Here is a 23835-nt window from a genome sequence, read left to right on the forward strand (position 1 = left end):
GGTGGAGAATCGGTGAAGAGTGCGGGCTACTCCGCCAGCACTTGCTCGGGCACGGGCGCTTCCTCCGGGCGGCGCAGGTGGGCCGAGCCCCGCAGGGAACGGGCCGCCAGCCAAGCACTGATGAGGGTGAGCACGGCCGCCAGCAGAAACGGTGCCCCGGGGAAGTACACCGGCGCTTTCGGCCCGGTGCAGTAGGAAAACAGGTTGGTCATCAGCGGCGGCCCCACGATGGACGTCAGGCTGACGAGGCTGGTCAGGCCTCCCTGCAGCTCGCCTTGCTCATTGGAGGGCACCTGAGCCGAAATCAGCCCCTGAATGGCCGGCCCGGCAATGCCGCCGAGGCAGTACGGTACCGAAAACAGGAACATCATCCAGCCCTGCGTGGCGAAGGCGAACAGCAAAAAGCCCAGCGCGTAGAGCAGCATGCCCACGTACACCGAGCGTTCCGAACCCAAGCGCGGGTTGATGATGCGGATCAGCAAACCCTGCACCACGGCCACCAGCGCCCCGATGACGGCGAGCGAAGTGCCCACCCAGGCCTCATCCCAGCCGAATTTCTCCATGGTGAAGTACGCCCAGGTGCTCTGAGTGGCGTGGGCGGCCACGTAGATGAAAATCAGCGAGCCGACCAGCCCGAATATGACCGGGTAGCGCTGCAGCTGCCGCAAGGAGCCCACGGGATTGGCCCGCCCCAGCTCGAAGGGCCGGCGATGCGCCGCATCCAGCGACTCGGGCAGCACGAAGAAGCCGTAGAGCCAGTTGATGAACGTGAGCAGCGCCGCTACCATAAACGGCACGCGCGGCCCCCAGTGCTCCACGTCCAGCGGGCCGCCGGTCAGTGGACCGAGCCAGCCCAGAATTTGCGGGGCCCAGTGGCTCAGCACGCCCCCGATGGCCGGGCCGATGATAAAGCCCAGGCCGAAGGCGGCGCCCACCATGCCGAAGTTCTGCGCGCGCTTTTCGGGCGGGCTCACGTCGGCAATGTAGGCGGTGGCGGTGGTCATGCTGGCGCCGGTGACGCCCGCCAACAAGCGGCCCACAAACAGCCAGGTTATCGTCGGGGCCAGCACCAGCAGCAAGTAATCCAGCCCGAAACCGAACAGCGAGAACAGCAGCACCGGCCGGCGGCCGTACCGGTCGCTGAGGTTGCCGAGCACCGGCGAAAACAGGAACTGCATCACGGCGAAGGCAAATACTAACCAGCCGCCGTAGCGCGCCGCGTCGCTGATGCTGCCGCCGGTGAGCTGCTGAATCAGCTTGGGCACCACGGGAATGATGATGCCAAACCCGATGACGTCGATGAGCAGCGTGACGAAGATGAAGCCCAGAGCGGCTTTGCGTGGTTCAGCGGCCATAGTGCGAAAGTCAGAGGGTGAGTATGCAAATACGCTAATGCTAATATTTTAAACAAGCAATTACTAATAATTTTAGCTATTCCAACTCCTTGGCCTGCTGCGCCTGCAGCCAGCGAATGGCTTCCGCTTCGTCGGTGAAGCGCTGCATCAGGCTGGATTTACCCTCGAAGTACACCAGCGGCGGAATCTGTTTGTCTTCCGGCACGGCGTCGGTGAGCTGAATGGGCGCCACCAAGTAGGCCAAGTACACGCGACCACCCAGGTGCTGGCCGAGGCGGGGCAGAAAGTCGTTGAGCAGCCACGGCGTAATGGCCACTTCCAGGTTGAGGCGGCGGCGCGCATCGAGCAACCAGTAGCGGCAGCCGTGGGTCCGGGCCTCGTCGAGCAAGGCCGGGTAGCTGGCATACAGTTGCCCCTCGCCGACGGCGCGGCGCCAGCGCCCTACCAGCAAGTCCAGATCGGGCCGATAATCAATCTGCAGGAAATCGAGCGAAGGCATGAGGTGGGAAGGCTGGAGCGCGGTAAAAGTACAAACGGCCCCGTGGCGGGCGGCAGTGGGACAACGGGCTTTCCCAAACTGGGGCCGCCGGTTTTTGGTTTTAGCCGGCACCCGGTACTATTTGCGGCTTCGTTCATCAATTCCCCGCTTTATGTTCCAAGGCTTACGCACCATCGTATACCCCGTCCGTGACCTGGCCCGTGCCCGTCAGTGGTACACGCAGGTGCTCGGGCAGCAGCCCTACTTCGACGAACCGTTTTACGTGGGTTTCAACGTCGGGGGCTACGAACTGGGCCTCGACCCCAACGGCGTGGCTGCCGGCCCGGGGGGGCCTATCCTGTACTGGGGCGTGCCCGACGCGGCGGCGGCCCACACCCGCCTGCTGGAGCTCGGCGCCCAGCCCCACGAAGCCGTGCACGAAGTCGGCGGGGGCATCTACGTCGGCTCGGTGCTCGACCCGTTCGGCAATCCGCTCGGGGTCATCTACAATCCTCACTTCCAGCTGCCGAGCTAGGCCGCCCGCTTGCGTGGACAACCGCCGCCCGTTGCGCTTCCGCAGTGGGCGGCTTTTTTATGCTTACCACCCTTACAGCTAAGCATTTATCTCGCTTAAAAACGCAACATCTTGCCAGCTACCTAAGTATATGAATGCTGCAATACTCACCTCATTTCCAACCCTCAAACGCACCAACGTCATGGCTATCCAACGGTATTCCGACTCGTTCGGCGACCTGATGCCGCAGAGTTTTTCGGCGATGATGGACCGCTTTTTCAACGACTCCGTGAACTCGCGCGGGCGTCTCAACGCCTTCATGCCCCACGTCGACGCCTACGAGACGGAAAAAAGCTACGAAATCGAGGCGGCGCTGCCGGGGCTGAAGCGCGAGGACATCAAAGTCGAGTTTCAGCACGGGCGCCTGAGCATTTCGGGGGAACGACGCCTGCAGCAGGAGCGCCAAGACCGCCGCTACCACCTGCTCGAAAGTCAGTACGGCTCGTTTCAGCGCTCTTTCCAGCTGCCCGATGTAGCCAGCGCCCAAGGCATCGAAGCGCAGTTTGAGGACGGTGTGCTGCGCATTTCGGTGCCCAAAGACCAGCAAAAAACCATGCGTCACCAGATCCAGATCCGCAGCAACCAAGCCCCGGGCGGCCAGGTATCGGAGCGCATGGGCCAGCAGGCCACCGATATTCCGGTGGAAAGCGGCGCCACGGGCAACAGCCAAGCCGGCGCCGGCCGGCGCGAAACCCAGCCGGCTTACAGCAATGCCGCCATGGCCAGCGGCGCCGCAGCCGGCAATCCGGCGGGCGGCAGCGAGCAACCGGGCAGCGGCACGCCCAGCTGGACAAACCCCAGCTCGTCGGCGGAAAACTACGGTGACGGCCACCCCGACGACGGCGCCGGCTCCGAACGGCGCGTCTAATGCCGGGGTTGCCGATATTTGCGCCGAAACAGCAGCGGCCCCGTGGTTGCGGGGCCGCTGCTGTTTCGGCTTTGTTACGCGCATTTTCCGTTGCTATGATGCACTGCTTCCCCCGTTTGGCCCCCGTGTTCTTGGGCGCTACCCTGCTGCTCACCGCCCCGGCCCTGGCCCAAACCACCGCCACCGTACTTACCGGCACGCCTACTTCCCTGGCCAGCACCAACGGTGGCCCGATTTACCGCTCCTCGGCCAGCAGCACGTACCTGGCCAGCCAGTTTGCTTACGTGTTCGACGGGCCCGAGCTCAGCGTGGCCGGCCTGCGCGACGGCGACGTGATTACTGACGTTGCCTGGGAGAAAACCACCTCCGGCACCAGCAGCCGCCCCGCTACGTTCCGCATCCTGGTAAAGAATTCTACGCTCGCCACCTACACCGCCGACGCCAGCTTCGCCGCGCTGACGGCGGGCACCACCGAAGCGTATAGCAACGCTAACTACTTGGTGCCGGCCACCATCGGCCTGGTTAATTTTCCGCTGACGACGCCGGTGCCCTATACCGGCCAGTCGCTGGAAGTATTTACCGACTGGAACATGAGCCCAACGGGCACCGGCAGCCCCTCCACCGGGTCGTTTTTGTGGGTGCAGTACCTCGTGCCCGATAAAATTTTGGGCTTCGCGGCCACCGCGCCGTTCACTACCAACCTCTCGCCCACCAGCAACGGCCCCAGCTCGCTAAACGACATCCGGCCGAAGACCACGTTCACGTATACCCGCGTCAACGGCACCAAGAACCGGGTGTTACTTTCGGGTGGAGCGTACCCCAACCCCACGACGGGCCTGCTGCACCTGCCGCTGCACCCCGCGTTTGCCGGCCACGTTGCCGCGGCCACCGTGCTCGACGCCACCGGCCGCGTGCTGCGCCAAACCTCGCTCAGCAGCGCCGGTACCCTCGATCTTGGGCAGCTACCAGCGGGTGTGTACCTAGTACGCGTCGCGCTCGGTGACCTAACCGAAGTGCACCGAGTGACGCTGCAGTAACTGGACGCTTTACTTCTCCACCAAAGCCTTTCTGCTCGCGCAGGGAGGCTTTTTTGTTGGTTGATTGTTATCATCTCAGCGACCAAGCTACGCTCGGCTCAGCTGGCCACCTGCCAGACTGACGCGCTTGCGTCAGCTAAAAACCAGCATTTACCGCCAATCTGACAACAAGACTAGTCGGCATGCCGACAAAACGGGTTGGTACATGGTTTGCAATTCCACCTCACGAAAGACAGAACGAGGAACACCGCCATGAAACTTATCAGCCAAGAATTCCTGCACAACATCGCTCCCCAACTGGACCTGCTCAATACGCTGGGCGGCGGGGTGGCGCAGCCGCAGGTGCGCGTGCACAAGCGCGAGCAGGGCGTGGTCATTCGGGTGTCGGCTCCGAGTGTGCAGCCTGAGACCTTCCACGTCGTGCTGAACAACAACCGCTTGGACGTATTCGCCGAGTACCGCCACGCGCCCGAAGACCAGTTGGTGGCGCCGTTGTTCGTGCAGACGTTTGAGTTGCCGAGCGAACTGGACCTGACCCGCATCGACGCCGAGCACGAAGGCCACGAGTTGCGCGTGCGCATCCCGTACCAGGACCCGAGCACCAACCGCCGCGAAATCAACATTCGCCGCCGCTAAGCTGCCTCGCGGGCCCAGCCCGCACCTTTCTATATCGTCGGGACCGACCGACACCCCATGGTTTCACCGCCACTGCCTCGCCCGCAGTGGCTTTTTTGTTTTCAGCCGGCCGCCGGCCTACTCAAACAACGGCCAGAGCAGCAGAAACATCACCAGCAGCGACATCAGGAACCACGGCATGATCTGCCCGCGGAAACGCCGTGGCAGCAGGTTGCTTAGGATGAGCACGGCGGCCACGACCAGCGTCAGGTGCCCGAGCAGAAACGCGGTGGTCTTGACCCAGTTGCGCACGATGGTGTTTTCGGCCTGAAACTGGTTTCGCTCGCCCAGGCCCGAAGTAGCCCAGCGCAGCAGGTAGTAGGCGAGGATTTCGAAGGCGACGAAGCCCACTAAACCAATCAGAAAGGCCCGGGGGCCGGAGGAGTTCGGGCGGACGTCAGCGGCCATAGCGCGGGAGAATTGCGGGCTGAAAATACCAGTTTGGCGGCGACCAAGCAGCGCGGCGGGCACCAGCAAGCCTCGTCTTGACGTTATCTTCGCTCTTCGACCATCTTTGCCCGCTATGCCCCGCGTCCGCCGTGTTTCCGCTCCTGCTGCCCGCCGCCCGGCCCCGCGCCGTGCGGTCCGCGGCGGCTGGCGGCGCCCGGTGCTGCTGACTTTGCTGCTGCTGGTGCTCGGTGCGGGCTTGTTTTACGGCTATTACCGGCGGCAACTGCACCGCTACGCCCGCCGCGCCTGGGCCTCGCTCTCGGCCGAGTACCTGACGGGGCGGGAGAAAACGCCGCTGCTCGACGGCTATTCGGTGCACGGCATCGACGTGTCCTCGTACCAGGGCAGCATCGACTGGGACGAAGTGGCGCGGCACCGGGTGCGCTTTGCCTTCATCAAGGCCTCGGAGGGCGTGAGCCTGCGCGACCGGCGCTTCGCCCGCAACTGGCGCGGGGCCAAGCGGGCCGGCATCTGCCGCGGCGCCTACCACTTCTTCCAGCCCAACTACGACGGCGCCCAGCAGGCCAACCTCTTCACCCGCACCGCCGACCTCGGCCCCGGCGACCTGCCGCCGGTGCTCGACGTGGAAGCGCCCGAGTTTCACGACGTGGCCGTGATGCGCCAGCACATAGCCACCTGGCTGCGGCTGGTGGAGCGCCACTACGGCGTGCGGCCCATCCTTTACTCCAACTACAGCTTCTACCGCCGCTACCTCGCCGGCCACTTCGACAAGTACCCGCTCTGGCTGGCTCACTACGAGGTGGAGCGCCCGGCGCTGGCCCGCGAAAAGTGGATTATCTGGCAGCACTCCGACGAAGCCTACATTCCCGGCATCCGCGGCACCGTCGACTTCAACGTGTACCAGGGCAGCTACGCCAACCTGCTGGCCCTGCGCATTCCGCCCCGCAAAACCGCGGCGGCCAACCTGCGCGACTAACCGCGCGTTTCCCCTCTCCTCTGCCTATGACGTGGTCCTTTCGTCGCCTGCCTGCCTTGCTGAGCCTGCTGCTGCTCGGCGCCTGCGCGGGCGGGGCCTACACCGAAACCGGCAAAGCCTCTTACTACGCCGACAAGTTTAACGGGCGCAAAACGGCCAGCGGCGTGCCCTACCGGCCTGGCAAGCGCACCGCGGCCCACAACACGCTGCCCTTCGGCACGGTGGTGCGCGTGACCAACCCGCAGAATGGCCGCTCCGTGAAAGTGACGGTGAACGACCGCGGCCCCCACGTGAAAGGCCGCATCATCGACCTTTCGCGCAAAGCCGCCCACAAAATCGGCGTCGACAAAGCCGGCGTGGCGCCCGTAAAAATCAAAGTGGTGCGCCAGGGCAGCGGCCGCTGAGTTAGACTTCTTCCCCTTACCGTATGCGCATCCGCAAAAAAGTAAAATGGACCATGCCGCCGGCCACCACCAGCCGGTTCGTGACGCTGGGCCAGTTTGTGAAAGCTGCCGAGCAGCAAACCTGGTCCGAAACCGAAATCCAGTTCGTCATCGACGAGGTGGTGGAGGCCAAAGACGACGACGAAGCCCGCGCCATCCTGCAGGACTACACCTTCAGTTGAGCCGCGGCCGAATCTGGCCAGCGAGCCAACACCAACGAGAAAGCCCCAGGCTAACTGCCCGGGGCTTTCTCGTTGGTAGCGGAACGGGCTTACTTGCCCTTCTTTTTCTTGTTTTTGCCTTTGGGGTCCAGCACGGCGGCTTTGGCCAAGCTGTCCTGCTCGGCTTTCATGCGAGCCGTCAGCAGGCGGCCGCTCGGCGACATATAGTCCCCGTTCTGCAGCTGCGTGGTGCTGCCGTCGGCCATGATAACCACCCCGTCGGGCTGCACTTTCACGCCGCTGGGCAGCGTGGTCAGGGCCGCCACGGGCATGGTGTGGCCGTTTTCGGTGTGCATCACTTTCCCGTCGGTCATCATGAAGCCGTCCTTCATACCTGCATTGCGCATGACGGGACGCTGCGGCACGGCAGCTTTACGCGGCGCGGGGCGCGTTTGGGCTTGGGCGGCAATGCCCAACGTGAGCAGGCCCAGGGTTAGGAGAGTCGAAGAAAACTTCATGGGAGAAAGGGTGGTAAAAGGTAAGGGAAAGTAAGATACGGCAAATCGGCAATACCGGTCAAGTACAAGCCTGGGCCGCGTTGCCGCATTTCCGCCACAAACGGACCAACTTCCGATTTCGTTCATCTCCCACCCGCAAAATCATGACTACAAAAGCCTCTGATGACATTTATCATCAATTCAAGACGGACGTGAACATGACCGCGTCGGAACTCGACAAATGGCTAAAAACGGAAGAATCCAAATCCGTCGGCCAGGATAGCGGCGACGGGGAAAGCATCGGGCACCACTCCGGGCAGCGCATCATCGAAATCCTGCACAAGAAGAAGGACGAGCTGACCGCGGCCGACGAGCAGCACATGCACAAGGTGCACAGCTACGTGAGCCGCCACTCGGCCCAGGGCCCGCACGACAAGAAGGACGTGGCAACTTCGCGCTGGCGCTACTCGCTCATGAACTGGGGCCACGACCCGCTCAAGAAGTAATTAGGCAATTACGTAGCAGGCGCTTAGCGGAGATTCTGACATGTCTCATGTTATCCTAACTGCCTAATTGCGTACTTACCTAATCACCGCCCGACCAATGGACTACAAGGACTACTACAAAATTCTGGGAGTAGAGAAAACGGCCACCAAGGACCAGATCAAAAAGGCCTACCGCAAGCTGGCCCGGCAGTATCACCCCGACGTGAACCCCAACGACCCCGAGGCGGAGCGCAAGTTCAAGGAGGCCAACGAGGCCAACGAGGTGTTGTCGGACGACGAGAAGCGCCAGAAGTACGACCAGCTCGGCGCCGATTGGCAGCGCTACCAGCAGGCCGGCGGCCGCGGCGGGCAGGGCGGCGGCTTCGACTGGTCGCAGTACGCCGGGCAGGGCGGCGCCGGGGGGTTCGGCGGATTTGGCGGGGGCGGTTTCGGCGGCGACGCCGACTTCTCCGACTTTTTTAGCTCCATCTTCGGGGGCATGGGCGGCGCGGGCGGGGCCCGCAGCAGCCGGCCCGCCGCCGGCCAGGACTACCAGGCCGAAATGGAACTGACCTTGGAAGAAGCCTACCACGGCGGCCCGCGCACGGTGAATGTGAACGGCAAAAGCCTGCGCCTGACCATCAAGCCCGGCGTGGAAGACGGCCAGACCATTCGGCTGCGCGACCAAGGCGGCCCCGGCCGCAATGGCGGCCCCAACGGCTCCCTGCTCATCACCTTCCGCATCCGCCCGGACGCCCGCTACGTGCGCACCGGCCACGACCTGACCATGGATGTGCCCGTGAGCCTGTTCAAAGCCCTGCTGGGCGGCGAGCAGGTGGTCGAGACGCTCGGTGGCCCCGTCAAAATCAAGCTCAAGCCCGAAACGGCCAACAACACGCGCCTGCGCCTGCGCGGCAAGGGCTTCCCTGTGTACGGCCACGCCGGGCAGCACGGCGACCTGTACCTGCGCCTGCAGGTAGAGCTGCCCCAGCACCTCAGCGACCAGGAAAAAGACCTCGTGCGCCAGCTGGCCCAACTGCGCGGCGAAACCGTGTCGGCCTAACTCGTTTCAGCCATGACTCACTACGTGACGCTCACCTTCCACGACTGCGCCCGCACCTACGGCCTCTCCGAAGCTATGCTGCACGAGCTGGCCGACCTGGGCTGGCTGCGCCTGCAGCCCGAGGCCGCACCCGAACCGCTCATCGAGGACGAAGCCGACCACCTGGCCCGCCTCGCCCGCCTGCACCATGAGCTGCAGCTTCCGCCCGAGGGCATTGACCTGATTCTGACCATGCGCCGCCGCCTGGTGCAGCTGCAGTACGAACTGACGCGCCAATCGGCCCGGGCGGCCCAACTGGAAGCCTGGGTGCGGCGCCACCCGGCTACCGATGTGGAGTAACACGCGGCTATACATCGACATCGATGGCGTGCTGCTGACCAAGCGCCCGGTGGCAGCAGCTCCGGGCGCCGAAGCGTTTATCCACTTTCTGACGCAGCATTTTAATTGCTTCTGGTTGACTACGCACTGCCGGGGCGACGCCCGAGTAGCCGTTCGGTACGTGGCGCAGTATGTTGACGCCAGTACTTTGGCTTGCCTACAAACTTGGCAAACCACCGATTGGGACACGCTCAAAACCGAAGCGCTGCACGACACCACAGAATTCTACTGGCTGGACGATGCCCCGTTCGTGAGCGAACAGCAAGAACTCGAACGGCGCGGCTTGCTACACCGCCTAATTACCGTCGATTTGGCGCGGCCAGATGAGCTGCAGCAACTTCAGCAATTGCTGACACGAGTAGCCCGGTAGCTCCTCTCCGTTTAGTATCCGTCCGCTTCGAGAAGCGGACCAATACGTTTCTGCCACCAGTCGAGCAGGGCGAGGTCCCGGGGGCGGCCGATCTGCGCCTTTTCCTGCAGAATGGCTGCGGTGCGCAGCAACGGTAACCCCTCGCAAGAATGACTGCGGACCTGAAATGCCGGCCAGTCCAGCGAGTCGTGCTCGTAGGTACAATCGAGCACGGCACCGGCCCGACGGGCGCGCAGGTAGTATTTGCCCGCCAGCTCCGCCGCGGCGAGGGGCGCCTGCACGGGCGCTTCCCACAGTGTCATGCACCAACCGGCGGCTTGCAGCAGCTGCGTCAGCTGGTTGAGCACGGCCAGATCCGGCGGGAGTTGCAGGTCGCAATCGGCTACGAGGCGACGCGGCAGCTGCGGGCACTGCCGGCGCAGGGCAAAAGTACCCAGTCCTACGAACGGAACGCCGGCAGCTACCAGGGTGCGGAGCGTGCGCAGGTAGAGCTGCTCGTGGGCCGCCGTCATGGCCGAGTCGCCGCAGCCGGCGCGTCGAGGCGGCTGAGCACGTGGCTGTCGGGGTCCCAGTCGCCGGCCAGCGTCCCGTCGGAATGCAGGATGAGCTTCTGCAGCACCCCGGTGGCGTTGGCGGCCTGCAGGGCTGGGTAGCTGCTGGTTTCGAAGATGACGTCGGTGCCCTGCCAGCGGTAATGCTCGTTGTAGTAATAGTAGCCGAAGGTGCTGCCCGCGTACTGCCAGCCCGGCCGCGGAGTTTCCAGCGTGGGCACCACGGCCGCCAGCAGCGGCTCGATGGGCACCCGCTGCGCCTCAATCCACTCGGTAAACCGGTTGGGCAGGTAGCTGCCTTCCAGCCGGCTCAGCTCCCGAAACACCACCCGGCGCACGCCCAGCCCGGCGGCCCAGGCCAGGTACCGCTCCACGTCGGGCAGGGTGGCAATGCCGGCGCGGGTCAGAATGCAGGAGTTCTTAACCGCTAGGTGCTGGTGCAGCGTGCGTACCGTGGCCGCGTACACGGCGTTGTGGCGCACGGGCTGGTTGCGGTTGAAGCGCATGATGTGCTGGTTCACCGCCTCGTCGTCGTGGCAGCGTGAGAGTTCCAGGCGGGTCAGGCCGAAGTCCTGCAGGGCCGGGGCCAGGTCGGGGCTGAGCACGAAGCCGCTGCCGTTGGTATACAGCACTTTCTCGTCGAACACGCTGCCGGCCGCCTCCGCGGCCCTGAGAGCGGCCAGCAACTCGCGAAGCCACTGCGGCTCCGCTGTGGCTTCCAGCCCGGACAGGCTCAGGCCCAGCGGTAAGTTCCGAAACGGCCGCAGTACCGCTTGCAGCCGGGCAAAATAGGCTGGATAGTCGTCGATGAGGCGCTTGGCCGTGAGCTGGTGCCCGTCGTAGCGCTGCAGCTCCTCGGAGCAAAAAGCGCAGTGGGCCGTGCAGCGCACCGCGTTGGCGAAGGGCGTAAAGGTGAGGCCCGGCCGCACTTGCCACGTGCGCCCGAAAGCTTCCACGGCTACCGGCGAAACGGGCTGGTACAGGCGCCAGGCTTGTTGCCGAAACTGCGCCAGCTCGGCCGAGGTAGCAGCCACGCGAAACTGGTTACGCGGCGCAGTCATGCGTGCAGCCATGCCGTTGCCAGCCCGCCATCAGTCGGCGCGGTGCAGGAGCAGCCACCAGCGCAAGCCGTGCAGCCGGCAAGGTAGTCGAGTGGTGTGGAAGAATTGCGGCTCATCCGTACTCCTACTGCGACAAGGCGGCTATGGTTTGGCTGCACCTGAACAGCCGCTTCCTGAAATGCCCTTATAACAGCGAATCTGGCCGGCAGTGCAGGTTTTTACCGGGCTATCATGGTTCGTCAGTCCGCGCGACCAGTCTCAGTGCCTACGTCAGTTTAGCGCGCTAAATACGAATCTGCTGCCATTGCGGGCCCAAGCAGCTGGCTTCCGTGCCTGCCACTTAGTGCCCGTTCACCAGCAGGGCCAGCCCGGCGCCCAGCACCGTTGCCAGCAGCTTGCGCACGTTGATTTTATGCTCGGGGCTGACTTCGAAGAGAATGGTAGTCGACACGTGCAGGAAGTTGCCGCTGACCAAGCCCAGCAGCGCGGGGTACCAGCCGCCGTGCTGCTCGGGGTTCAGGCCCTGGTAGTGGCTGAAGAGCACGCCCAACGGCGCAGCGGCGGCGAAAATGGCCAGCCAGGGCAGTGCCTTGTTGAAGGAGCCCAAACGCGTGACGAGCACCGCCATCAACGCAAACGCGGCCGGAATGTGGTGCAGGGCCACGCCGGTGAGCACCGCGTAAAAACCGCCGGGCACCTCGCCGGCGGGACTTTGCACCAGGATGCTGCCCTCCAGAAAGGCGTGCAGCGTGAGCGAGCCGAGCAGCAGGAAAGGCACGCCCGCGTGCGGGTGCTCGGCGTGCACGTGCTGGTGGCCGTGCTCCACGCCCTGCGAAAACAGCTCCAGCACCAGCTGCCCGAAGAAACCGGCCAGCACGAAGTAGCCCACGCGGTGCGCCGACGTATCCAGCTCCAGCGCCTCGGGCAAGAGGTGCGTGAGCGTAAGCGTGACTAAGTATGCACCGCTGAACGCCAGCAACGGGCGCAGCCAGGTGGTGTGAGCCGTCGGGACGAAGCGCGTGAGCCAGCCGGCGCCGAGCACCGTCACAAACAGCAGCAGAAGGGCTACGAGCATTGAGGGGAAGCAGCCCGGCCAAGGCGCGTGGGTGGCGCCGGCGAGCTTATTTCTTAAGGATAAAAATCATGCGCGGGCTTTCTTCCTGCACGTAAGGGCGCAGGTCGTAGTCGCCCAGCACTTCGCCCAGCCGCAGCCCGGCCAGGTAGAAGTACTCCCGGAACCGCTCTACGCTCAAGGCGCGCACGCGTTCCTGAAAATGTTGCGGCTGCCCCTCCCGGTCCACGAAGCGAATGTCCTTCACCACGAAGTCGCGGTCGAGGTGGCGGTGCAACTCGAAGGTGATGCCCTCGACGTGCTTGGTTTCGTGGGCCACCAATTCGCGCACCGTGCGTTCGGTGTTCATGAAGTCGATGACCAGCTTGCCGCCGTAGTGCAGCGCGTCGGTGGCGTTGCGCAGAGCCACCACGTTTTCGGCTTCCTCGTCGAAGTAGCCGAACGAGGTGAACAGGTTCAGGATGAAATCGAAGCGGCCGTAGGGCAAGGGCGCCCGCATGTCGTGCACGTGAAAGTGCAGCCGCTCGTTTTCCGCCGCCCGCGCCGCGTCGATGTTTTCCGCCGACAGGTCGATGCCCGTCACGTCGAAGCCCTGCTCGTTCAAGTACACGGCGTGCCGCCCCCGGCCGCAGGCCAAGTCTAGCAGGCGCTCCTGGGGCTTGGGGTGCAGGTGGCGCAGCAAGTTGTCCAGGAAGTACCGCGCCTCGTCGTGGTTGCGGTCTTGGTAGAGCAGGTGGTAGTACGGCGAATCGAACCACGTACTAAACCACTCCGCAGACTGGGCATAGGAGGTGGGATGCATAGGGGCAGGCAATAGGCGGGGGCGCAAGTAAGCAGAAATTCGGCCGCGGCCCACCTGCGGACGCCGACGCCCCGGCGCAGCAGCCAACCCATGCGGGCCAGCCCTGCGCCGGGGCGTCGGAACAACCGGAATCGGGGCGACTAGTTTTCCTTCTGCACCTCGCCGGGCTTGTCGCCCAGGTTGTGCTCGGTGTCCACCTTGCCGGCCGCGGCCTCTTCGGCGTTGGCCGAAGTAGCCTGCTCCGCCGACTTCACATCGTGCTTGCCGGCGCCGGCCGAGAGGGTTTGCGGTACCTCGTGGTTTTGGCTGATCGGCTCGGCTACGGCGCCGCCCTTGTGCTGGCTGGGCGCGTCGGTGGCCAGGTCGAAGTTGTCGGACTCGCGGGTGCCGGGCGGCACCGAGTCCACGGATACTTTCTTGTCGTCGCGCCAGTCAGAAGGCTCGGAGCTGCACGAACCCAGGGCCAGCGCAGCCACGGCGGCTAGGCCCAGAACGAGTTTGTTGGAGGTCATATTAATGAAGCGAAGAAATGTCTCGGAATGCGAAGTACGGACAAAACGCGGGTTAGGCGGCTTTCGGCGCGTCGGCGGCGCTGGCAGCGGTGGCCGGCAGCAGGTTTTTGCGACGCAGCAGGTTCTCAAACATGGTCAGGTCCTTGGGCGCCGGGAAGACGCGCAACGGCAGGTGAATAAACACCGGCACCCACATCAGCTTGGCCAGCCACAGGCGCCAGCCCGACACTTGCTCGGCCGCGTCGGGCTGCTTCAGGTAGAGCACGTAGGCGTCCTTGGTGCGCTTCACCGTCTCGATCATGTCCCAGGTCATGCCGCGGGGCTGGTCTTTGTCGTTGGCGCGCAGGGCAATGTAGCGCGGGTCAAACTCGTAGCTCAGGCGCTCAAACAGCACCTTGCCCTGCTCCAACTGGGTAATGCCCGTTACCTGAGCCGAGCGCAGCAGCACGTAGAGCACCGTCACGAGCACGGCCGCCCCGATCCACCACCACGAAAAGCTGAAAATGGCCGGAATCATGAGCACCACCAGCGGAATGGCGGCCTGCCACCAGTCCTTTTTCCACACCTGCGTGAGGGCCATGCGGGTGTAGGTCTCTTTGTCGAGCTGGTATTTCTTGGTGCGAATGGCCAGCGGCGAGGTCTGCTGCTGCTGGACGAACTGGCGGCCCGGGCCGCTGCCGCGCGGAATGGGTGGTTGCATGCTGTTGTTGATGTGCTAAATGTGGGTGAATGTGGGTACTGTGCGAAACGGGGTGCTGGCAGCTAGGGAGGACTTTTCGCATTAGCACATCAGCACATTCCAACACACTTTCACATTTAAAAGGCTTTTAAGCTCAAATCCAGAATGTTGGCGGAGTGCGTGAGGGCACCCACCGAAATGTAGTCGACGCCGGTTTCGGCTACTTCGCGAATGGTCTGCTCGGTGATGCCGCCGGAGGCTTCGGTGGGGAAGCGCCCGGCAATGATGGCAATGGCCTCGCGCATGGTGTCGGGCTTCATGTTGTCGAGCATGATGCGGTCGATGCCGCCGGCGTCGGCGGCCTGCTCCACCTCGCTCAGCGTGCGCGTTTCCACCACGATGGGCAACCGGCGCCCGAGCTGCTCCAGGTAGCGGTGCGTGGCTTCGATGGCGGGCCGAATGCCGCCGGCGTAGTCCACGTGGTTGTCCTTGAGCATGATCATGTCGAACAGCCCGAAGCGGTGGTTCACGCCGCCGCCGATGAGCACGGCCCACTTCTCGCAGAGGCGGAAGCCCGGCGTGGTCTTGCGCGTGTCGAGCAGCTTGGCAGCGGTGCCGGCAATAAGCGAGGTCAGGTAGGCCGTTTTGGTGGCAATGCCGCTCATGCGCTGCATGCTGTTGAGCACCAACCGCTCGGCCGTGAGGATGCTGCGGGCCGGGCCTTCCACCGTCAAGGCCACGTCGCCGTGCTTCACGCGGCTGCCGTCGGGCAGCAGCACCGTCACTTGCAGCGCGGGGTCGACTTCGTGGAAAATCAACTCCGCCAGCGCCACACCAGCCAGCACGCCTTCGTCCTTCACCAGCAGGCGGGCCCGGTTGCGGGCCTCGGCCGGCACCCCGGCCAAGGACGAATGGTCGCCGTCGCCCACGTCTTCGGCCAAGGCCGAGTGAATAAAGGCGCGCAGCGCGTCGGGCGTGAGGTAGGGCGGGTTTTGCACGGGTGCAAAAATAGGGAAAGGCCCCGACTTAGCAGTCGGGACCTGGCCCAGAGGAAGGAGGTAAATCAGGGGAAAAAGTAGCGGTTCACTTCATCTACTCGTGGTTAAAATCGATGGTGTCGATTTGCTGCCCGCCTTGCACGGGCTTGAGCTTGATGTAGACGCGGTAGCTGCCACTCTTGCCGGCGTAGCGCCCGATGGCATACTTGATGCCGCCGGTGGAGGAGCCCTGGTGCACGAGTTCGAAGGTCGCCGGGGAGTTCTTGGCGAAAAAATCCTTCAGCACGAACTCGGCCTGGGTGGCACTGTAGCTCTGCTTTTCGCCGTCGAAGCCGATTTCCACCGTACCGCCAAAGTACTGGGAAACAGCCCGCGACGAACCGTTCTGGATGGCCGAGCGCACTGCCCCGAACGTATCGTTCTGGGCATGAACGGCGGGGCTCAGCAAAGCCAAGCTCAGCACCGTCAGCACACGGAGTAGGTATTGTTTCATGGGTAAGCGGGAATTGCAGCGCGGCGTGAGCGAAAATTGTGCCAACCGCTTACGAAGCAGGCAAATCATTGGTTTGGCGCGGCTGCGTCCAAAATAGTGAATCGGTACGGTTTCGCAGCACGCCACCGCCTATCTTTGCGGGCATGAATAAACCGGTACTGTTGGTAATCCTTGATGGGTGGGGTTTGGGCACCAACCCGGCTGTGTCGGCAATTGCCGCCGCCAAGACGCCTTTCGTGGATTCGCTTTTCCAGCGTTTTCCCCACAGCCGCTTGCAAGCCTCGGGCGAAGCCGTGGGGTTGCCCGAGGGGCAAATGGGCAATTCGGAAGTCGGCCACATGAACCTCGGCGCCGGCCGCGTGGTGTACCAGGATCTGGTGCGCATCAACAAGGCCGTGCGGGAGCGGAAGCTGGCCGCCATGCCGGCCCTGAAGCAGGCCTTTGAATACCTGCGCGCCAATCCGGACAAAAACCTGCACCTGATGGGCCTGCTCTCCGACGGCGGCGTGCACTCGCACATCGACCACCTGAAGGCCCTCTGCACCCTTGCCCACGACGAGGACGTGCACCGCGTATTCATCCACGCCTTCACCGACGGCCGCGACACCGACCCCAAAGCCGGCGTACGCTACGTCAACGACCTGGAGCAGCACCTGCAGCACGGGGCCAGCGGCAAAATCGCCTCCATCGTGGGGCGCTACTACGCCATGGACCGCGACAACCGCTGGGAGCGGGTGCAAGTGGCCTACGACCTGCTGGTGAACGGCAAGGGCCAGCGCTGCAACAACCTCATCGGCGCCATGCTCGACTCCTACAAGGCGGGCGTGACCGACGAATTCCTCAAGCCGCTGGTGAAAATCGGGGCCGACGACCAACCGCTGGCCACCATCAAGGACGGCGACGTGGTCATCTGCTTTAACTTCCGCACCGACCGCGGCCGTGAAATCACGCAGGCCTTGACCCAGCAGGATTTCCACGCCTTCAACATGCACCGGCTGAACCTGCACTACCTCACGATGACGAACTACGACGCGACGTTCGTAGGCGTGCAGCCGATTTTCGACAAGGACAACCTGGAGCACACGCTCGGGCAGGTGCTGGCCGAACACGGCAAAAAGCAGATCCGCATTGCCGAAACCGAGAAGTACCCTCACGTCACCTTCTTCTTCTCGGGCGGCCGCGAGGCCGAGTTTGAGGGCGAAAGCCGCATCCTGCGCAACTCGCCCAAGGTAGCCACCTACGACCTGCAGCCGGAAATGAGCGCTTACGAACTGCGCGACGCGCTGGTGCCCGAGCTGCAGCAGCGCACCGCCGACTTCGTGGTGCTGAACTTTGCCAACCCCGACATGGTGGGCCACACCGGCGTGTTCGAGGCGGCCGTGAAAGCCGTGGAAACGGTGGACCAGTGCGCTGGCGACGTGATTACGGCGGCGCTGAACGCGGGCTACGCCAGCATCATCATCGCCGACCACGGCAACGCCGACGTGATGGTGAACGAGGACGGCACGCCCAACACGGCCCACACCACCAACCTGGTGCCCTGCATCTTGGCCGACAACGATTACAAAGGCACCTTGGCCGACGGCAAGCTGGGCGACATCGCGCCCACCGTACTGGCCTTGATGGGACTGCCGCAGCCCGCCGACATGACCGGCGAATCGCTGCTGCGCCCGAGCAATGCGTAAGCTCCGCGCTTACCGGGCAGCCCAAGCGGCGCTGATTCTGCTTCTCGGAAGCGGAGTTGGCGCCGCTTGCTCGTCCGGGGGGGCCGATGAGCGCCCGGCCCGCCGCCCCGCCGGCTACTTCGACACCCAGGGCCTGCTCGACGCGCAGGTAAAGCAGCTGCAGGACCAGCACCCGGGCCTGGAAAAACGCGTGGTGCTGCGCGGCGGCGCGCCCGAAACCGAAACGCTGGCCCAGCCCGATTGGGCGCACGAGCTGCAGCTGTTCTACCAGGCCGATATCAACAAGCCCGCCCTGCGCGGTGCTTACCAGGTGCAAACCACCGACTCGGCCGGCCTGACGCGCCGCACCTTCCGCCGCTTGCCCGAGGTGGACCACCCGGTGACGGAAATGACCGTGCTGCAAGCCGGCCCGACGGTGCGGGAACTGCGCGCCACCGTCGACCAGCAAAACCCGCTGTTTTTTTCCGGCAAGCAGTTGCGCCTGCGCTTCGGCGAAGACGGCACCCTGAGCAGCTACCAGGTGCTCGGCCAGCAAAAGCTCGTGGGGTTCGACACGACGCGCTACACGGCCAACGCCAGAGTAATACGCTAACTCGCGCGGCTCCCTGGCTCATCCCCGGGGCGCCGCGTGCGTTTGGGCCTTGGTGGCGTCTAAGCCCCGAGCAGCGTCAGCACGATCCAGCGGCGGCCGCCGTCGTTGCGGTGTTCCCCAAGGTAGATGCCCTGCCAAGTGCCCAGGGCCAACTCGCCGTTGGCGACGGGCACCGTCACGCTGCTGCCGAGCAGGGCGGCTTTCAGGTGAGCGGGCATGTCGTCGGGGCCTTCCAGGGTGTGGCGGAAGTAAGGCGCGTTTTCAGGCACCGTGCGGTTGAAGAACTGCTCGAAGTCGTGGCGCACGGTGGGGTCGGCGTTTTCGTTGATCGAGAGGCTGGCCGAGGTATGCTGGATGAACACGTGCAGGGTGCCCGCCTTCACCTGCTCCAGCTCGGGCAGCTCGGCCGTCACGAGGTCGGTGATGAGGTGAAAGCCGCGGCGCACGGCCGGCAAGCGCAGTCGTTTCTGAACGCAAATCATATCTGGTGCTTGGTCGTTGGGGCGTAGGGCCTGTCCGGTTCTGGCATCAGCACGCGCTAAGCGGTACACACCACCGACCCAGCCCCGAAAATTACGGATTCACCCGCTCGTAGGCCCCCGGGTCGGGTGCGGTGCCGCGGCTGAGGTTGCGCAGGTCGCGGCTGAGGCCGGGCAGGGGTACGGCGCGGTTGCTGGCCGGCGAGAGGGTGTCGAGCCGGTAGTCGTAGCGGCCGGCGGCGGTTTCGGGCGTGCGCTTGAACTTGGGGTCGGTGTTGAGCAGGTTGCCGGCGCGGGCCAGGCCGGGCTTGCCACCGTTGTCGGCCGAGCCGAGGTACTCCTGGGTGCGTAGCACGCTGTTTTGCACGCTGATCTGACTTAGGTAACGGCTGCTGTTGTTGAAGAACAGCTCGTCGGCAATGGAGCCCCACACGATGCAGTTCTGCAAGCTGATAACCGGGTTGATTTGCCGCGGCGGCACGCGCACCGGCAAGCCGTCGGAGAAAGTCAGCGAAGCCGTTTTGCGCTGAAACTGCGGGGTGTAGTTGGCGAAGGTGCAGTACTGCAGGTTGTAGATACCGCCCTGAAAGCCGCCCAGCGCGTACTCGCCGCAGTTGGTAAACAGCGAGTTGCGCACGTCGCAGTCGCCCGAGAAGCTCAGAATGCCGCCGCCGTCGAAGCTGTTGCCGAGGCTGGAGAAAGTCAGGCCCGCGCCGGAGATGTTGCGGAAGGTGGTGTTTTCTACCGTCACCTTCGGGAAAGGCTGCTGGGCATCGGGGTTCGAGAGCAGCAGGCCGTACGAGGCGTTCTTGATGTCGCAGTACCGGATTACGTGGTTGCGGCCGCTGCCCTCGGTCAGCGCAATGCCGATCCACTGCCCGGGCACGTCGTTGTAAAACTCCTCGCGCCGGTCGCCCTGGAAGCGCACAATGCGCCGGTCGTCGGGCTTCACCTCGCCGGTGGGCTGCAGGTTCGGGTTGATTTGCAGTTGGCCCGCCACCACCAACTGGGCCCCGGCGTGGCAAAACACCTGCGTGCCCTCCTCAATGGTCAGCGTGCAGTTCGGCCCGACCACCGTCTGGCCGTACAGCACGTGGGGCTTGTCGTTGCGCCAAACGGCGTTGCAGGGCAGCAGTTCGTCGATGTGGAAGTAGGCGTTTTGCCCAAAAGCCAGCAGTTTCACCTGCTGGTCGTTGCCGTTGGTGCGAAACAGCAGCTGGTCCTCGGTCAGGAAGGGCTTGTTGTCGGGCTGGTTGTTGACGCCCAGCGTGGCCTTGACCAGCACCAGCAGGCTGTCCTTGCCGCGGATGAGCACCTGTTGCCGCACGGCGCCCGAGTCGCCGTTGATGATGAGCTTATAGGGCTGGCCGTAGGGTCCGGCCAGCCGGATTTCTTCCACCTGCACGGCGCGCTTGTTGCGGTTGTACACCCACAGCCGCTTGGTGACGGTGCGCGTCTGCACAAACACGGTGTCAAACTTCACCGTGTCGGCCGAAAACTCCAGCCGGGCGCTGCCGTCGGTGGTCACCAGCTCCTCCTTCGGCTCGCAGCCGGGCAGCAGCACGGTGGCCAGCATGGAACACAACAACAGCAGCGGGAAAAGGTAGCGCACTGGTTAACGGGTTAAATGGTCGGGTTGCTAAAAGGCAGGCGGTTCCGGCAAATCGTGAAACAAGCGGCCCTGCGGCCAGCCAGCCATCTGACAATTCCAAAACACAAACCTACGCGTCAGGCGCTTAACGACGCAGCCCTCTTGCAAAGTGCCCGGACTTAGCCAGCCGGCGGCAACTGGCTTTTGGTAAACGGCTGCTCGATCCAGGCGCGGGCAATACCGGGGTCGTCGAAGTACTGCGCGTCGGGGCGGTTGGTGTGGCCGGCCTCGTTGGCCATCTGCACGATGCGGGTCAGGGCCTGCAGGGCGCCGGGGTCCCGGGGGCGAATGATGGCCACTTTGTCGAGCTTGAGCTGCACGTAGCGCGGGTACCAGCGCTGGGTCAGCCACTGCATTTCGGGCTCGGCCGGGGTGGGTACGGTGCGAAAGTCCGACAGCCAGGCGCGCGTCTGGTGGCGTTCGGCCAGCAGCAGGGCCTGCCAGTAGCCCTCCCGGAATTCGCTGGGCGAGGCCGCGTCGCTCAGCCAACATACTTCCAGCAGCCGCAGGCGCGGCTCGTAGCTAATGCGTAAATGATTTGTTTCGTAAAGTTTAATCATACAACAGGTATTCGGCACGCCGAGCAATTCCCGAAACGGGAAGTTACGCCAGTTGGTTTGTCCGGATAATAGAAACGCCGCAGCCCGGGAGGGCTGCGGCGTTCTAACGCCCAGGGCGAGTTTTTATTTAGCGGGGCAATTCGCCCACCATGTCCTCCGGGCGCAGCCATTCGTTGAACTGTTCCTCGGTGAGGTAGCCCAGCTTCAGGGCGGTTTCCTTTAGGGTACTGCCCTCGCGGTGGGCCGTCTGCGCAATTTCGGCTGCTTTGTAGTAGCCGATGTGCGGGTTCAGCGCCGTCACCAGCATCAGGGACGATTCCACGTGCTTGCGGATGTTGTCTTCCAAGGGGCGGATGCCCACGGCGCACTTGTCGTTGAACGACACGCACACGTCGCCGATGAGGCGGGCCGAGTGCAGGAAGTTGTAGATCATGACGGGCTTGAACACGTTCAGCTCGAAGTGCCCGTTCATGCCGCCGATGTTGATGGCCACGTCGTTGCCCATCACCTGCGCCGCTACCATGGTCATGGCTTCCGACTGCGTGGGGTTCACCTTGCCGGGCATGATGGAGGAGCCGGGCTCGTTGTCGGGGATGAACAGCTCGCCGATGCCCGCGCGCGGCCCCGAGGCCAGCAGGCGGATGTCGTTGGCAATTTTCATCAGCGAGGCGGCCACCGTCTTGAGCGCGCCGTGGGCTTCCACGATGGCGTCGTGGGCAGCCAGGGCCTCAAACTTGTTTTCGGCCGTCACGAAGGGCAAGCCGGTCAGCTCGGCAATGTGCTTGGCCACGTTTTCCGAGTAGTTCGGGGGCGTGTTGATGCCGGTGCCCACGGCGGTGCCGCCCAGGGCCAGCTCCGAAAGGTGCGCCAGGGTGTTCTTAATGGCACGCAGGCCGTGGTCGAGCTGCGAGGCGTAGCCGCTGAACTCCTGCCCTACCGTCAGCGGGGTGGCGTCCATCAGGTGGGTGCGCCCGATCTTGACGATGTGCATGTACTCCTTGGACTTGGCGGCCAAGGTGTCGCGCAGCTTCTCGATGCCGGGAATGGTCACCTCCACCAGAATCTTGTAGGCCGCAATGTGCATGGCCGTCGGGAAGGTGTCGTTCGACGATTGCGACTTATTCACGTCGTCATTCGGCGCCAGGGCTTTCTTCTCGTCGAGCAGGTTGCCGCCCTGCAGCACGTGGCCACGGTAAGCTACCACCTCGTTCACGTTCATGTTCGACTGCGTGCCCGAACCCGTCTGCCACACCACCAGCGGAAACTGGTCGTCGAGCTTGCCGTCGAGGATTTCGTCGCACACGCGGCCAATCAGCTCGGCTTTTTCGGCCGGCAGCACGCCCGCGTCGCGGTTGGTGAGGGCGGCGGCTTTCTTCAGGTAAGCGAAGGCGCGGATAATTTCCTTGGGCATCCGGTTGATGTCCTGCGCAATCTGGAAGTTCTCGATGGAGCGTTGGGTTTGGGCGCCCCAGTAGGCGTCGGCGGGGACCTGCACGGTGCCCATGGTGTCTTTTTCGGTGCGGAATTGCATCAGGCGAACAGACTCGGTGAAACGATGGGAATTAGGCGCGGCAAAGGTAGCACGGGGCCGCGAAGCGGGGACGGTGTCGGGCAATAAAACCGGGCCTGCACCAGCGAGGAAAGCGGCATGCCAAAACCTGCTTTCCTATCTTGTAACCATGTTTACTTACCGGCCCAACTTTTATTTTATCAAACTAGTAACAATATTTACTTACTAACAATATTATTGATACTCAGCACGTAACAAGGACACTATTGCTCAATGCGCCGTGGAACATTCGAGTCAAGTGGGCTCAGGCGGCCGATTTGCGTATAGGCAGGTCAGGCCCCGCGGCCGTCCCGATGTTCCACTTCCAACCGACTGTACCATGAGCACCATCAAGAAAGTCATCGAAGTGCTGGCCTCTTCCGACAAGAGCTTTGAAGACGCCCTGCAACGCGCCCTGACCGAAGCCAGCACCACCGTGCAGGGCATCAAGTCCATTTACATCAAGGACCAGAGCTGCCGGGTGCGCGACAACAAAATCGTGGAATACCGCATTACAGCCAAGATTTCCTTTGAAGTCATGCACCGTTGGGAGCCGACGCACGCGGGCGGCGCCACCGTAGCGGAAGGCACGTCCGACACGCACCATCCCGGCGGCAGCGCTACTTCGGCCGAAAACGGCGGGGGGTACAGCGGCTAGTCGTCCATTCGCCTGTAGCAGCGCGGCCCGGCGCGGCACTTTAGAGTTGCCGCGCCGGGCCGCGCTCCGTTGTGGGCTGACTTAGTGGAAGGGCACGTCGAGGCGCACAGCTTGGGCGGTGCGGCGGCCGTTGACGATGGCCGGCCGCCAAGCCGGACCTTCGCAAACCAGGCGGATAGCTTCTTCGTCGTACTCGGGGTTGACGCCGCGCACGACCTGAATGTCGTGCACCGCCCCGTCGGCATCGACCATAAACTTGAGCTTCACGATGCCATCCGAGTGGGCCTGGCCGCCGATACCCGTTTCGGGACGGCGCTGCTCGCGGCGCAGGTAGCTGCGCAGGGCGGGGTAGCCCCCGACGGGAAAAGGAGCCAGCGCGGGCGCGGGCGGCAATTCGGCTTTGCGCTTGCTGGCTTCTTCCCGAAATACCCGCGCGGTTGCGGAATCGGCCGGCGCGGCGGGGGCCATGCGGCTCATGGCCATCAGCTTGGCCCGGCCCGAATCTACCATTTCGGCCGCCTTTCTGGCCGCGCCGGGCGCCGGGGCCGCAGCCACTGTCGCCGCTGCCGGCTGGCTGCTGTCGGCCACGGCGGGGGCATTGCTGGCCTTAACTTCCACATTGGCCAAGAAGCCTTCAGCTTCTGAGGCGGCCGCCCGCCCAACGGGCGCTGCGGGACGACGGGCCGCCACCAGCGCCGGCCGCGTGCGGCGCTGCCGGCGGC

Annotated in this window: 31 protein-coding genes; 14 read left to right on the plus strand and 17 right to left on the minus strand. The window is 63.9% G+C overall.

The annotated features are described in order from the left end of the window. Positions 1-26: 26 nt before the first annotated feature. Together LJ737_RS26015 and LJ737_RS26020 are read right to left on the minus strand one after the other, a co-directional pair. Positions 27-1355 (minus strand): TCR/Tet family MFS transporter, encoded by a 1329-nt coding sequence (locus LJ737_RS26015; protein WP_227769703.1) that lies wholly within the window; start codon positions 1353-1355, stop codon positions 27-29. Positions 1356-1431: 76 nt separating this feature from the next. Further along, complete coding sequence (locus LJ737_RS26020) at positions 1432-1854, minus strand: hypothetical protein (protein WP_227769704.1); 423 nt, start codon at positions 1852-1854, stop codon at positions 1432-1434. Positions 1855-2005: 151 nt separating this feature from the next. Here LJ737_RS26020 and LJ737_RS26025 point away from each other — a divergent pair, with 151 nt between their 5' ends. The 4 genes from LJ737_RS26025 to LJ737_RS26040 all read left to right on the plus strand — a co-directional run bounded on the left by LJ737_RS26025 (position 2006) and on the right by LJ737_RS26040 (position 4948). Continuing rightward, a complete protein-coding gene (locus LJ737_RS26025; RefSeq protein WP_227769705.1) occupies positions 2006-2368 on the plus strand; it encodes a VOC family protein in 363 nt (120 codons plus the stop codon). Positions 2369-2549: 181 nt separating this feature from the next. Beyond that, complete coding sequence (locus tag LJ737_RS26030; RefSeq protein ID WP_227769706.1) at positions 2550-3275, plus strand: Hsp20/alpha crystallin family protein; 726 nt, start codon at positions 2550-2552, stop codon at positions 3273-3275. 95 nt (positions 3276-3370) lie between these two features. Continuing rightward, the gene (locus tag LJ737_RS26035; protein ID WP_227769707.1) at positions 3371-4312 is read left to right on the plus strand and encodes a T9SS type A sorting domain-containing protein; all 942 of its coding nucleotides are present in this window, start codon (positions 3371-3373) and stop codon (positions 4310-4312) included. Positions 4313-4564: 252 nt separating this feature from the next. Next, positions 4565-4948 (plus strand): Hsp20/alpha crystallin family protein, encoded by a 384-nt coding sequence (locus tag LJ737_RS26040; RefSeq protein ID WP_227769708.1) that lies wholly within the window; start codon positions 4565-4567, stop codon positions 4946-4948. Between the two features lie 117 nt (positions 4949-5065). Here LJ737_RS26040 and LJ737_RS26045 read toward each other — a convergent pair whose 3' ends face one another. Beyond that, positions 5066-5395 carry a hypothetical protein gene (locus LJ737_RS26045; RefSeq protein WP_227769709.1) on the minus strand — a complete coding sequence of 110 codons (330 nt, stop codon included), beginning with the start codon at positions 5393-5395 and terminating at the stop codon, positions 5066-5068. Positions 5396-5510: 115 nt separating this feature from the next. Here LJ737_RS26045 and LJ737_RS26050 point away from each other — a divergent pair, with 115 nt between their 5' ends. Genes LJ737_RS26050 through LJ737_RS26060 form a run of 3 tightly spaced genes read left to right on the plus strand, consistent with a single transcriptional unit; the run spans position 5511 to position 6999 of the window. Next, a complete protein-coding gene (locus tag LJ737_RS26050) occupies positions 5511-6374 on the plus strand; it encodes a glycoside hydrolase family 25 protein (RefSeq protein WP_227769710.1) in 864 nt (287 codons plus the stop codon). A gap of 26 nt (positions 6375-6400) precedes the next feature. Next, the gene (locus LJ737_RS26055; RefSeq protein ID WP_227769711.1) at positions 6401-6778 is read left to right on the plus strand and encodes a septal ring lytic transglycosylase RlpA family protein; all 378 of its coding nucleotides are present in this window, start codon (positions 6401-6403) and stop codon (positions 6776-6778) included. A 23-nt stretch (positions 6779-6801) separates the two neighbouring features. Next, positions 6802-6999 (plus strand): hypothetical protein, encoded by a 198-nt coding sequence (locus LJ737_RS26060; RefSeq protein WP_227769712.1) that lies wholly within the window; start codon positions 6802-6804, stop codon positions 6997-6999. 89 nt (positions 7000-7088) lie between these two features. Here the strand turns inward: LJ737_RS26060 and LJ737_RS26065 are convergent, their stop codons facing one another. Continuing rightward, positions 7089-7496 carry a DUF6799 domain-containing protein gene (locus LJ737_RS26065; RefSeq protein ID WP_227769713.1) on the minus strand — a complete coding sequence of 136 codons (408 nt, stop codon included), beginning with the start codon at positions 7494-7496 and terminating at the stop codon, positions 7089-7091. 143 nt (positions 7497-7639) lie between these two features. On the opposite strand from LJ737_RS26065, the gene LJ737_RS26070 reads away from it, so the two are divergent. From LJ737_RS26070 to LJ737_RS26085, 4 genes are all read left to right on the plus strand, one after another. Next, entirely contained in the window at positions 7640-7981 is a 342-nt protein-coding gene (locus LJ737_RS26070; protein ID WP_227769714.1) for a DUF3140 domain-containing protein, read from the plus strand. 97 nt (positions 7982-8078) lie between these two features. Then, positions 8079-9023, plus strand: coding sequence for a DnaJ C-terminal domain-containing protein (locus tag LJ737_RS26075; RefSeq protein ID WP_227769715.1), 945 nt, complete (start codon positions 8079-8081; stop codon positions 9021-9023). Between the two features lie 12 nt (positions 9024-9035). Then, complete coding sequence (locus LJ737_RS26080) at positions 9036-9362, plus strand: chaperone modulator CbpM (protein WP_227769716.1); 327 nt, start codon at positions 9036-9038, stop codon at positions 9360-9362. Next, a complete protein-coding gene (locus LJ737_RS26085) occupies positions 9352-9771 on the plus strand; it encodes a hypothetical protein (RefSeq protein WP_227769717.1) in 420 nt (139 codons plus the stop codon). Before LJ737_RS26080 ends, LJ737_RS26085 begins: the two co-directional genes overlap by 11 nt. Before the next feature lie 11 nt (positions 9772-9782). Here LJ737_RS26085 and LJ737_RS26090 read toward each other — a convergent pair whose 3' ends face one another. The 8 genes from LJ737_RS26090 to LJ737_RS26125 form a co-directional block, all read right to left on the minus strand. Next, the gene (locus LJ737_RS26090; protein WP_227769718.1) at positions 9783-10283 is read right to left on the minus strand and encodes a hypothetical protein; all 501 of its coding nucleotides are present in this window, start codon (positions 10281-10283) and stop codon (positions 9783-9785) included. Next, a complete protein-coding gene (locus tag LJ737_RS26095) occupies positions 10280-11383 on the minus strand; it encodes a hypothetical protein (RefSeq protein ID WP_227769719.1) in 1104 nt (367 codons plus the stop codon). Before LJ737_RS26095 ends, LJ737_RS26090 begins: the two co-directional genes overlap by 4 nt. 340 nt (positions 11384-11723) lie before the next feature. Further along, positions 11724-12458 carry a ZIP family metal transporter gene (locus LJ737_RS26100; RefSeq protein ID WP_227769720.1) on the minus strand — a complete coding sequence of 245 codons (735 nt, stop codon included), beginning with the start codon at positions 12456-12458 and terminating at the stop codon, positions 11724-11726. Positions 12459-12504: 46 nt separating this feature from the next. Next, a complete protein-coding gene (locus LJ737_RS26105; protein WP_227769721.1) occupies positions 12505-13257 on the minus strand; it encodes a class I SAM-dependent methyltransferase in 753 nt (250 codons plus the stop codon). A 140-nt stretch (positions 13258-13397) separates the two neighbouring features. Continuing rightward, positions 13398-13769, minus strand: coding sequence for a hypothetical protein (locus LJ737_RS26110; protein ID WP_227769722.1), 372 nt, complete (start codon positions 13767-13769; stop codon positions 13398-13400). 52 nt (positions 13770-13821) lie between these two features. Beyond that, positions 13822-14469, minus strand: coding sequence for a hypothetical protein (locus tag LJ737_RS26115; protein WP_227769723.1), 648 nt, complete (start codon positions 14467-14469; stop codon positions 13822-13824). Between the two features lie 116 nt (positions 14470-14585). Then, entirely contained in the window at positions 14586-15446 is an 861-nt protein-coding gene (nadC, locus tag LJ737_RS26120) for a carboxylating nicotinate-nucleotide diphosphorylase (RefSeq protein WP_227769724.1), read from the minus strand. Between the two features lie 94 nt (positions 15447-15540). Then, a complete protein-coding gene (locus LJ737_RS26125; RefSeq protein WP_227769725.1) occupies positions 15541-15939 on the minus strand; it encodes a DUF4783 domain-containing protein in 399 nt (132 codons plus the stop codon). A gap of 143 nt (positions 15940-16082) precedes the next feature. Here LJ737_RS26125 and gpmI point away from each other — a divergent pair, with 143 nt between their 5' ends. Continuing rightward, positions 16083-17624, plus strand: a complete 1542-nt coding sequence (gene gpmI, locus LJ737_RS26130; protein WP_227769726.1) for a 2,3-bisphosphoglycerate-independent phosphoglycerate mutase — start codon at positions 16083-16085, stop codon at positions 17622-17624. Next, positions 17617-18216 (plus strand): hypothetical protein, encoded by a 600-nt coding sequence (locus tag LJ737_RS26135; RefSeq protein ID WP_227769727.1) that lies wholly within the window; start codon positions 17617-17619, stop codon positions 18214-18216. Before gpmI ends, LJ737_RS26135 begins: the two co-directional genes overlap by 8 nt. Positions 18217-18275: 59 nt before the next feature. Here the strand turns inward: LJ737_RS26135 and LJ737_RS26140 are convergent, their stop codons facing one another. From LJ737_RS26140 to fumC, 4 genes are all read right to left on the minus strand, one after another. Next, positions 18276-18698: a secondary thiamine-phosphate synthase enzyme YjbQ gene (locus tag LJ737_RS26140; RefSeq protein WP_227769728.1), complete on the minus strand. Its 423-nt coding sequence runs from the start codon at positions 18696-18698 to the stop codon at positions 18276-18278. A gap of 91 nt (positions 18699-18789) precedes the next feature. Beyond that, positions 18790-20307 carry a right-handed parallel beta-helix repeat-containing protein gene (locus LJ737_RS26145; RefSeq protein ID WP_227769729.1) on the minus strand — a complete coding sequence of 506 codons (1518 nt, stop codon included), beginning with the start codon at positions 20305-20307 and terminating at the stop codon, positions 18790-18792. A gap of 158 nt (positions 20308-20465) precedes the next feature. After that, the gene (locus LJ737_RS26150) at positions 20466-20906 is read right to left on the minus strand and encodes a hypothetical protein (RefSeq protein ID WP_227769730.1); all 441 of its coding nucleotides are present in this window, start codon (positions 20904-20906) and stop codon (positions 20466-20468) included. Between the two features lie 127 nt (positions 20907-21033). Continuing rightward, entirely contained in the window at positions 21034-22437 is a 1404-nt protein-coding gene (fumC, locus tag LJ737_RS26155; RefSeq protein ID WP_227769731.1) for a class II fumarate hydratase, read from the minus strand. Positions 22438-22795: 358 nt separating this feature from the next. Between fumC and LJ737_RS26160 the strand changes: the two genes are divergently transcribed. Next, positions 22796-23113, plus strand: coding sequence for a dodecin family protein (locus tag LJ737_RS26160; protein ID WP_227769732.1), 318 nt, complete (start codon positions 22796-22798; stop codon positions 23111-23113). 81 nt (positions 23114-23194) lie between these two features. Here the strand turns inward: LJ737_RS26160 and LJ737_RS26165 are convergent. Then, positions 23195-23835, minus strand: a 641-nt coding sequence (locus LJ737_RS26165; protein WP_227769733.1) for an energy transducer TonB, incomplete at its 5' end; no start/stop codon positions are given.

Origin of the sequence: Hymenobacter sp. 15J16-1T3B (assembly GCF_020711235.1) — a bacterium.
In the GTDB taxonomy this organism is placed as follows: domain Bacteria; phylum Bacteroidota; class Bacteroidia; order Cytophagales; family Hymenobacteraceae; genus Solirubrum.